Genomic DNA, 9,645 nt, shown 5'->3' with positions numbered 1-9,645 from the left:
GTCCCGGCATGCCGCGTCCCAACCCGGCGATGATGCCCAAGAACCCTGCTGCCTTCGGCGGCGGCCCCGGCGGTCGCGGCCCCGGTGGTCCCGGTGGCCCCGGTGGTCCTGGTGGCCGTCCCGGTGGTCCGGGTCGTCCCGGTGGTGCTCCCGGTCGTCCCGGTGGCGGTGCCCCCGGTCGCGGTGCCCCGGCCGGTGCCGGTGCTCCCGGTCGTCCCGGTGGCGGCGGCTTCGGTCCCAGCGGTGGCGGTCGCCCCGGTGGCGGCAACCGTCCCGGCCAGCGCGGCCAGACCCAGGGTGCCTTCGGTCGCCCCGGTGGTCCGTCGCGTCGCGGTCGCAAGTCGAAGCGCGCTCGTCGTCAAGAGTTCGAGGCCATGGACGCCCCGACGCTGGGCGGCATGCGGGTCCGCAAGGGCAGCGGCGAGACCATCCGTCTCGCTCGCGGTGCCTCGCTGACCGACTTCGCCGAGAAGGCCGGCATCGACGCCGCCCAGCTCGTGCAGATGCTGTTCCACCTCGGTGAGATGGTCACCGCGACCGAGTCGGTCAACGACGCGACCCTCGAGCTCATCGGCGAGGAGCTCAACTACGTCATCGAGATCATCTCGCCCGAGGACGAGGACCGCGAGCTGCTCGAGTCGTTCGACATCGAGTTCGGCTCCGACGAGGGCGACGACGACGACCTGGTCATCAGGCCGCCGGTCGTGACCGTCATGGGTCACGTCGACCACGGAAAGACCAAGCTCCTCGACGCGCTGCGTGGCGCCAACGTCGTCGACAAGGAGGCCGGTGGCATCACCCAGCACATCGGTGCCTACCAGGTCGCCACCGACGTCGACGGCACCGAGCGTCGCATCACGCTCATCGACACCCCGGGTCACGAGGCGTTCACCGCCATGCGTGCTCGCGGTGCCCAGGCCACCGACATCGCGATCCTGGTCGTCGCCGCCGACGACGGCGTCATGCCGCAGACGGTCGAGGCGCTCAACCACGCCAAGGCCGCCGGTGTCCCGATCGTCGTCGCGGTCAACAAGATCGACAAGCCCGACGCCGACCCCGTCAAGGTCCGCGGCCAGCTGACCGAGTACGGCCTGGTGCCCGAGGAGTACGGCGGCGACTCGATGTTCGTCGACGTCTCGGCCAAGTCCGAGCTCAACCTCGACAAGCTGCTCGAGGCCGTCGTCCTCACCGCCGACGCCTCCCTCGACCTGCGGGCCAACCCGACGCAGGACGCGCAGGGTCTCGTGGTCGAGGCCCACCTCGACCGTGGTCGTGGCCCCGTGGCCACGATCCTGGTGCAGCGAGGCACGCTGCGTGTCGGTGACTCGATCGTCGCCGGTGCGGCCTACGGACGCGTGCGCGCCATGCTCGACGAGCACGGCACCGAGATCACCGAGGCCGACCCGGGTCGTCCCGCGATGGTCCTGGGCCTCAGCTCGGTGCCCGGCGCCGGCCAGAACTTCCTCGTCGTCGACGACGACCGGATGGCCCGCCAGATCGCCGAGAAGCGCGAGGCGCGTCAGCGTGCGGCCATGCAGGCCAAGCGCAACGTGCGTCGTACGCTCGAGGACTTCATGGCCTCCATGGAGAAGGGCGCGAGCCAGGAGCTCAACCTCATCCTCAAGGGCGACGTGTCCGGTTCGGTCGAGGCCCTCGAGGACGCGCTGTCGCAGATCGACGTCGGCGACGACGTCAGCATCCGCGTCATCGACCGCGGTGTCGGTGCGATCACCGAGACCAACGTCGACCTGGCTGCCGCCTCCGACGCGATCATCATCGGCTTCAACGTCCGCCCGCAGGGCAAGGCGACCGAGATGGCCGACAAGGAGGGCGTGGAGATCCGGTACTACACCGTCATCTACCAGGCCATCGACGAGATCGAGGCGGCCCTCAAGGGCATGCTCAAGCCGGAGTTCGAGGAGTCGACCCTGGGGCAGGCCGAGATCCGCGCGATCTTCAGCAGCTCCAAGATCGGCAAGATCGCCGGTTGCATGGTCATCGGTGGGGTCATCCGCCGCAACGCCAAGGTCCGGGTCCTGCGCGACAGCAAGGTGGTGGCCGACAACCTCGACCTCGCCTCGCTCAAGCGCGAGAAGGACGACGCCTCCGAGGTCCGCGAGGGCTTCGAGTGCGGTCTGGTGCTGCGCAACTTCCAGGACATCAAGGAAGGCGACATCGTCGAGGCCTTCGAGATGCGCGAGATCCCGCGCGTCTGAGATCCACCCGTGTGCAGGCGGCTCCCGCTCCGGCGGGGGCCGCCTGCTCGGCATTTACAGCATCTGTGAAAGTAGGAACCATGAGCAGCCCGCGCGTCCGCAAGATCGCCGACCGGATCCAGGTGATCGTGGCCGAGATGCTCGAGCGGCGGATCAAGGACCCGCGCCTCGGGTTCGTCACCATCACCGATGTCCGGATGAGCGGCGACGGCCAGCAGGCGTCGATCTTCTACACCGTCCTCGGCGGTGAGGAGGAGATGGCCGGCACGGCCGCGGCCCTCGAGTCCGCCAAGGGGACCCTGCGCTCCGAGGTCGCCAAGCAGCTCGGCACCCGGATCGTCCCGACCCTCACCTTCTTCCACGACGCGCTGCCCGAGGAGGCCCGCGCGCTCGACGAGGTGCTCGCCCGGGCCCGCGCGATCGACGAGGCGGCCGCCGCGGCGCGTGGCACGTCCTACGCCGGCGAGGAGGACCCCTACAAGAAGCCGCGCGAGATCCTCGACGAGGACGACGACGCCTCCGACCCGCTGGGCGCCGAGGGCGACGAGTCCGACGACGAGGACGACACGACCCCGTGACCACCCCCGGTCTTGTCGTCGTCGACAAGCCCGGCGGCATGACGTCGCACGACGTCGTGGCCCGGGTCCGTCGCCTCGCCGGCACCCGCAAGGTCGGCCACGCCGGCACCCTCGACCCGATGGCGACCGGCGTCCTCGTGCTCGGCGTCGACCGCGCCACGCGCCTCCTGGGCCACCTGATGCTCACGGAGAAGAGGTACGACGCCACTCTGCGGCTCGGCGTCACCACGACGACCGACGACGCCGAGGGCGACGTCGTGACGACCGCCGCCCCCGGTGACCTCGAGGCCGTCACCGAGGAGCGCGTCCGGGCCGCACTCGCGGCCTACGTCGGCGAGATCGACCAGGTGCCCACGGCGGTCTCGGCCATCAAGGTCGACGGCAAGCGCGCCTACCAGCGCGTCCGCGACGGCGAGGAGGTCGACCTGCCGGCCCGCCGGGTGACGGTCCACGACCTCACCGTGCGCGAGGTGGACGGGCTCGAGGTGAAGATCTCGGTGCGCTGCTCCAGCGGCACCTACATCCGGGCGATCGCCCGCGACGCCGGCCGCGACCTGGGCGTCGGCGGTCACCTGACCGCGCTGCGGCGTACCGCCGTCGGCACCTTCGACCTGGGCGCCTCGCGCACCCTCGAGCAGCTCGACGACGCCTTCTCCGTGGTGCCGATCGCGGCCGCGGCGCGGGCGACCTTCGTGTCGGCCGACCTCGACGAGTCCGAGGCCGGCGAGGTGCGGTTCGGCCGCCGTCTGGCGCGCACGCTCGCAGGGCTGACCGCGGTGTTCGCTCCCGACGGTGCCTTCCTCGCGCTCTACGAGCCGGACGGTGAGGGATCGCGCGCCGTGGCGGTCTTTGTCTGACACCCTGATGGGGTCGACGGACCGGGCTACGGCGGATCTGGTCAGTCCTAGTCACTCCGCACGACCGATCGGGCAGGTCATTGCCCGCTCGACCGGGCCTTTTCGTCGTTTTGGCGTCACGGCGCCGATGCCCCCCTACCCTTCGGGATGGGAGAGGGGCACAGGGATGGGAGAGCCGCGAAGCCGCCGTCCGCGGGCGGTCGGCGATGCTGCGGAGCACCACGACGACCCCCGGGTGAGGGCGGTCCTCGAGGTCCTCGCGGGTGACGCGCTCGAGGAGGTCGGCGCCCGCTGGGCGGTCGAGCCGGTCCTGCTGAGCCGCTGGGTGCGGGGCTTCGTCGAGGCCGGCACCGCCCAGGTCACCAACCGCCCCGTGGGCGACATCGCCCGCGAGCGCGACCGCTTCCTGACCACCTTCATGCACGGGCTCCGCAGCCCGCTGGCCGTCGCCCAGATGTGGGTCGGGCTGCTCTCCGACGCCGCCGACGACGGGGCCACCGTCACCGAGATCGCCAGCCACCTGCAGGCGCAGCTCGACCAGGTCGACGAGCAGGCCCTCGACGTCGAGCTGCTGACCGCCGCCATGCTCGGCCGCCTCACGCTGGACGCCCGCCGGGTGCCGGTGTCGGAGCTGACCGACCTGCTGTCGCCGCGGTGCGAGGTCGGCGGGGACGGCGACCAGGTGGAGGTCGACGTCGACCCCGCCCTGTTCACCCGCGTCCTGCGCGACCTCTGGGGTGCCGCCTGGACCGCCGGGCCGGCACCGCGGTCGGTGCGGATCGAGGTCCGCACCGTCAACCCGTGGGTCGAGCTGCGCATCGTCCGCGACGGCGACCCGATCGACCCTGCCGTCCTGCACGCGATGTTCGAGCCGTTCGACCGCGACCAGGGCAACGAGCGGGTCACCGTCGGGCTCTACCTCGCCCGCGCCCTCACCGTCGTGCACCGCGGCACCATCGGCGTCGACCAGGACGACCACCAGACCACGTTCTCGGTGCGGATCCCCGACACGCGCCTGTCGATCGTGACAACCTGAGACCCACCTCCACCCCCCAGAACGAGGAGAACGACATGAAGTACCAGCTGGCCTGCGGCGACGTGATGCCCGGGTGTGCCCAGACCTTCGTCACCGACAGCCAGGACGCCCTGCTCGGCCAGGTCGCCGAGCACGCGGCCGCCGCCCACGGGATCACCGAGATCACCCCCGAGGTGCTCGCCGCCGTCACCGGCAAGATCCGCACCACCGACGCCTGACGTCCTGCCCTTCTGCCCGATCGGGACGGCGCGCAGCCTAGGCTGCCTGTCGTGACGATCTGGCGTTCCTTCGACGAGGTCCCGGCCGAGCTGGTCGGGTCGGGCACCGCTGTCACCATCGGCAACTTCGACGGTGTCCACCGCGGTCACCGGGCCGTGGTGGCCCGGGCCCGGCAGCGCGCCGACGAGCTCGGCGTACCCCTGGTGACGGTGACGTTCGACCCCCACCCGATGGCGGTCCTGCGGCCCGAGCACGCCCCGTCGATGCTGACGACGCTCGAGGAGCGGGCGGCGCTGCTCGCCGACGCCGGCGTCGACCACGTCTTCGCCCTGCCCTTCGACCTCGACGTCGCGTCGTGGACCCCGCAGGAGTTCGTCGACCGGGTCCTCGTCGGGTCCCTGCACGCCCGCGCGGTCGTCGTCGGCGCCAACTTCCGCTTCGGCCACCGGGCCGCGGGCGACGTCGCGTTCCTGTCCGCGGTGGGCAGCGACGCCGGGTTCACCGCCGAGGGCGTCGCGCTCGACGGCGGGCCGCAGGTGTGGTCGTCGACCTACGTCCGGACCTGCCTGGTGGCCGGTGACGTCGCCGGTGCCGCCGAGGCGCTCGGCCGGCCCTTCGCCGTACGCGGTGAGGTCGTGCAGGGCGACCAGCGCGGCCGCGAGCTCGGCTACCCGACCGCCAACGTGCCGACCGACGGGCTGACGGCGGCCCCGGCCGACGGGGTCTACGCCGGGCGCCTGCGCCGGCTCGACACCGGCGAGGTGTTCCCGGCCGCCATCAGCGTGGGCACCAACCCGACCTTCGACGGGGTGCGCTACCGCCGCATCGAGAGCTATGTGCTCGACCGCACCGACCTCGCGCTCTACGGCGTCGAGGTCGAGGTCGAGTTCGTGGAGCGGCTGCGCGGGATGGTCGCCTTCGACGGCATCGACCCCCTCCTGGAGCAGATGGCCGACGACGTACGCCGGACGCGAGAGCTCCTCGGTGGGTGACCGCGACGCCGTCGTCGAGGCGGAGGTCTGGTTCCAACGGCACGGACTGCCCTACTTCGTCGACGACACGCGGGCGCTGGTCGCCGACCGGCTCAGCCGGCCGCGCGTGGTCTCGGTCGTGCTGACCGCGCTCGTGCTCGGCGGCATCGCCGCCGGTGCGGTCGGCCTGGCCACCGGCGACCACTCCCTGCCCGCGCCCACCGGTGCGAGCGTGGCGGTCGCCGTCCTCGTGCTCTACGCGCTGCGGGCGCTGCAGGCCTCGACGATCGCCGCGTGGGCGCTGCGCCGGGCGTTCGGCAGCCTGGGGCTGCTGCTCCCGCTGGCGACCCGGGCGCTGCCGATGCTGCTGCTCTTCATCACGTTCCTGTTCATCAACACCGAGGTGTGGCAGGTCGCGTCGGCGTTGAAGGGCGGCGTGCTGTGGGGCGCGGTGCTGTTCTTCGCGGCGGCCGCGATCGGCTTCCTGGTGCCGCGGCTCGCCGAGGAGCTCGACGCCTTCGACGACAACGTGCAGGCCGACGACGTGCTCCGCGCGACCGACGGGACGCCGCTGGCCGTCGTGGCCCGCGAGGTCGTCGACTCCGACGTCGACCTGCCCGAGGAGGCCCAGGTCACCGGCCTGCAGATGGTCAACCTGGTCCTCGTGCTCGTCGTCGCCCAAGCCGTGCAGGTGCTGCTGCTGTCGCTCGCGGTCTTCGTCTTCTTCATCGTGTTCGGCGCGGTCGCGATCGACGACAGCGTGATCAAGAGCTGGCTCGGCGACGACCCCGACTACTTCCTGCCCGGGCCCCACCTCGTCAGCCGCGAGCTCGCCCACGTCGCCGTGTTCCTCGCCGGCTTCTCGGGCCTCTACTTCACCGTCGTGGCCATCACCGACGACCTCTACCGCAAGGAGTTCTTCACCACGGTGATGGACGAGCTGGCCCGCGCGGTCGGCGTACGCGTCGTCTATCGCGAGCTGCGGCGGCGTACGACCCAGGCCGACTGACGGCGTACGCCCGAGCTGGTCAGGGGGAACCGACCCTTGTCAGGGGTTGCAACCCCTGACAACGGTCGGAATCCCCGGCCGGCCGGGGAATCCACCCACTGGTCAGGGAGGACCGACCCTCACCGCTCCACCGCCGACGTCAGGTGCCCGAAGGCCACCAGGCGGTCGTCGGTGTGGAAGAGCTCGGCGCAGGTGGTGAGGGTGATCAGGCGGTCCTGGTCGGGGGCCGGGCCGACGCCGCCGTCGGGGTTGACCGGGGCCGGGTCGACGACCCAGCCGGAGGTGAACGGGACCCGCAGCTGCTGGCCGCCGGTGTCGAGCACGTAGGTGTAGACCACGTCGCGGGTCTCGACGACCACCTCGTCGCCGGCGTCGAGGTCGGGCATGTCGCGCAGCGGCTCACCGTGGGTGACGCGGTGGCCGGCGAGGGCGTAGTTGCCGACCTCGCCGGGCGCGGCCGAGGTCTCGAAGTGGCCGATGCCCGAGGCGAGGGCGTCGTCCTCGACCCCCTCGAGCACGGGTACGGCGAAGTCCTCGCCGAGGGCGGGGATGCGCAGGATCGCGTAGGCCTTGCCTTGCGCGGTCTCGACGTCGGGCTGGCCCTGGGGCTCGGCCCACTCCTTCTCGAGCCGGTCGACTGTCTCCTCGTGCCGGCGCTGCGACACGAGGTTGGTGCCGTAGAGCTGCCAGCCGATCCAGCCGAGGATCGACAGGCCGGCGAGCACCAGGCCCAGACCGAGCCAGAACGTCCAGCCGCGGCGGCGCGCCCGTCTCCGGGGCGCCGCCTCGGGCTCGTCGTCCTGGACCCCGGTCATGGGCCCAGTGTGCCAAGGGCTACTCCGCGTCGAGGTCCTTCTCGACGAGAGCCGCGATCGCGTCGACGTCGGCCTCGTTGTCACCGGACACCTCGACGGTCGCGCCGTTCTCGGCGCCCAGGGTCATGATCAGCAGCGAGGACCCGGCGTCGACCGGCTCGTCACCGGGCAGGCCGATCAGCACCTCGGAGTCGAGCTCGGCGGCGGCGTCGCTGATGATCGAGGCGGGGCGGGCGTGGAGGCCGACGGCCGAGCCGACGACGACGGTCCTGGTGGGCATGGTGCTCCTTGGGTTGGGTGTGACAGCGGGGTCGGGCAGGGTCAGCAGGATCACGCGACGGCCGTCGCGGGCTCGCGCGGGGAGAGCGACTTGAGGGCGATCACCGCGGCACAGCCGACGACGACGCCGGCAGCCAGGGCGATGAGGAAGCCGAGGACGCCGTCGACGGCGAAGAGCACGAAGATGCCGCCGTGCGGGGCTCGGACGCTGACGTCGAAGGCCTCGGAGAGGCCGCCGGTGACGGCGCTGCCGAGCATGATCGCCGGGATGACCCGCAGCGGGTCGGCCGCGGCGAACGGGATGGCGCCCTCGGTGATGAACGAGGCACCGAGGAGCCAGCCCGCCTTGCCGTTCTCACGCTCGGGCACGTTGAAGAGCTTCGGGCGGACGACGGTGGCGAGGGCCAGGGCGATCGGGGGCACCATGCCGGCGAGCATGACGGCGGCCATGATCTTGAGCTCCGGGGCGTCGCTGGCCAGCGAGGCGCCGCCGACGCCGGTGGCGGCGAAGGAGTAGGCGACCTTGTTGAGCGGACCGCCCATGTCGAACGCCATCATCAGGCCGAGCACGACGCCGAGCAGCACCGCATAGCTGCCGCTCATGTCGCCCAGGCCGTCGTTGAGCTTGTCCATCAGCCAGCCGATCGGCTTGCCGAACACCACGATCATGAGCAGGCCGGCCACGATCGAGGTGACCAGCGGGATGACGAGCACGGGCATCAGGCCTCGCGCCCAGGACGGGACCTTGAGGCTGGCGATCCAGTGGGCGATCACGCCGGCGAGCACGCCGCCGACGATCGCGCCGAGGAAGCCGGTCGCGGGCAGGCCGACGCCGCTGGGGTCGCTGACGGCGAAGATGTTGGCCGCGAGGCCACCGACGATGAAGCCGGGGGCGATACCGGGGCGGTCCGCGATCGCGTAGGCGATGTAGCCGGCCAGGGCCGGGATGAAGAACATGAACGCGGTCTTGCCGATGATGAAGAAGAGCGCGCCGAGGTAGGCCATGAAGCCGGAACCGAACAGCGCGTGGTCGAGACCGAGGGCCGACGGGTTCGGCAGGTCGAAGAACGTGTTGTTGACGGCGATGTCGCCGTAGGGACCGACGATCTCGTAGCCGCCGAGGAGGAACCCGAGGGCGATGAGCAGGCCGCCGGCGGCGACGAACGGGATCATGTAGGAGACGCCGGTCATCAGGACGCGCCGGGTACGGCCGCCCCACGACTCCTGGGTGTCGCTGCGGGCCTCGCCCGTCGACGCCGAGCCCTCGACGCGCGGGGCGCTCGGGTCGTCGGCGTAGCGCAGGGCCTCGGCGATCATCGTGTCGCCGTCGTCGATCGGGCGCTTGACGCCCGAGGACACGAGCGGCTTGCCGGCGAACCGGCCCCGGTCGCGCACCCCGACGTCGACGGCGAAGATCACGGCGTCGGCCGCGGCGATGACCTCGGGCTTGAGCGGGGTCGAGCCGGCCGAGCCCTGGGTCTCGACGTCGATGGTGACGCCGGCGCGCTGGGCGGCGGCCTCGAGGGCCTCGGCGGCCATGTAGGTGTGGGCGATGCCGGTCGGGCAGGCGGTGACGGCGACCAGGCGGCGGGTGGCGACGGCGGTCGTGGTGCCGGCGGCGGCCTTGTCGAGCGACGTGGGCGCGGCGGCGGCGGGGGCGGCGGC

10 protein-coding genes are annotated in these 9,645 nt (G+C 71.9%); 7 read left to right on the top strand and 3 right to left on the bottom strand.

Annotated features, from left to right (window positions below; genetic code table 11):
- From infB to Q7T52_RS00900, 7 genes are all read left to right on the top strand, one after another.
- A partial coding sequence (gene infB / locus Q7T52_RS00930; protein WP_304798678.1) for a translation initiation factor IF-2 occupies nt 1-2,216 on the top strand: 2,216 nt, incomplete at its 5' end.
- Between the two features lie 80 nt (nt 2,217-2,296).
- A complete protein-coding gene (gene rbfA / locus Q7T52_RS00925) occupies nt 2,297-2,794 on the top strand; it encodes a 30S ribosome-binding factor RbfA (RefSeq protein ID WP_304798676.1) in 498 nt (165 codons plus the stop codon).
- The gene (gene truB / locus Q7T52_RS00920; protein WP_304798674.1) at nt 2,791-3,651 is read left to right on the top strand and encodes a tRNA pseudouridine(55) synthase TruB; all 861 of its coding nucleotides are present in this window, start codon (nt 2,791-2,793) and stop codon (nt 3,649-3,651) included. The genes rbfA and truB overlap by 4 nt, the downstream gene beginning before the upstream one ends.
- A 166-nt stretch (nt 3,652-3,817) precedes the next feature.
- Entirely contained in the window at nt 3,818-4,687 is an 870-nt protein-coding gene (locus tag Q7T52_RS00915) for a sensor histidine kinase KdpD (protein ID WP_304798671.1), read from the top strand.
- Between the two features lie 35 nt (nt 4,688-4,722).
- Nucleotides 4,723-4,905 carry a DUF1059 domain-containing protein gene (locus Q7T52_RS00910; RefSeq protein ID WP_304798668.1) on the top strand — a complete coding sequence of 61 codons (183 nt, stop codon included), beginning with the start codon at nt 4,723-4,725 and terminating at the stop codon, nt 4,903-4,905.
- Between the two features lie 51 nt (nt 4,906-4,956).
- Entirely contained in the window at nt 4,957-5,898 is a 942-nt protein-coding gene (locus Q7T52_RS00905; protein ID WP_304798666.1) for a bifunctional riboflavin kinase/FAD synthetase, read from the top strand.
- Nucleotides 5,891-6,886: a hypothetical protein gene (locus Q7T52_RS00900; RefSeq protein WP_304798663.1), complete on the top strand. Its 996-nt coding sequence runs from the start codon at nt 5,891-5,893 to the stop codon at nt 6,884-6,886. Before Q7T52_RS00905 ends, Q7T52_RS00900 begins: the two co-directional genes overlap by 8 nt.
- A 119-nt stretch (nt 6,887-7,005) precedes the next feature.
- Here the strand turns inward: Q7T52_RS00900 and Q7T52_RS00895 are convergent, their stop codons facing one another.
- The 3 genes from Q7T52_RS00895 to Q7T52_RS00885 form a co-directional block, all read right to left on the bottom strand.
- A complete protein-coding gene (locus Q7T52_RS00895; RefSeq protein WP_304798661.1) occupies nt 7,006-7,701 on the bottom strand; it encodes a class E sortase in 696 nt (231 codons plus the stop codon).
- A 19-nt stretch (nt 7,702-7,720) separates the two neighbouring features.
- Entirely contained in the window at nt 7,721-7,981 is a 261-nt protein-coding gene (locus tag Q7T52_RS00890) for an HPr family phosphocarrier protein (protein ID WP_304798658.1), read from the bottom strand.
- 50 nt (nt 7,982-8,031) lie between these two features.
- A partial coding sequence (locus tag Q7T52_RS00885) for a PTS fructose transporter subunit IIC (RefSeq protein WP_304798656.1) occupies nt 8,032-9,645 on the bottom strand: 1,614 nt, incomplete at its 5' end.

Origin of the sequence: Nocardioides sp. (assembly GCF_030655615.1) — a bacterium.
GTDB lineage: Bacteria > Actinomycetota > Actinomycetes > Propionibacteriales > Nocardioidaceae > Nocardioides.
Note: the sequence above shows the minus strand (reverse complement) of the source record. Positions and strands in the feature narration are given on the sequence as shown.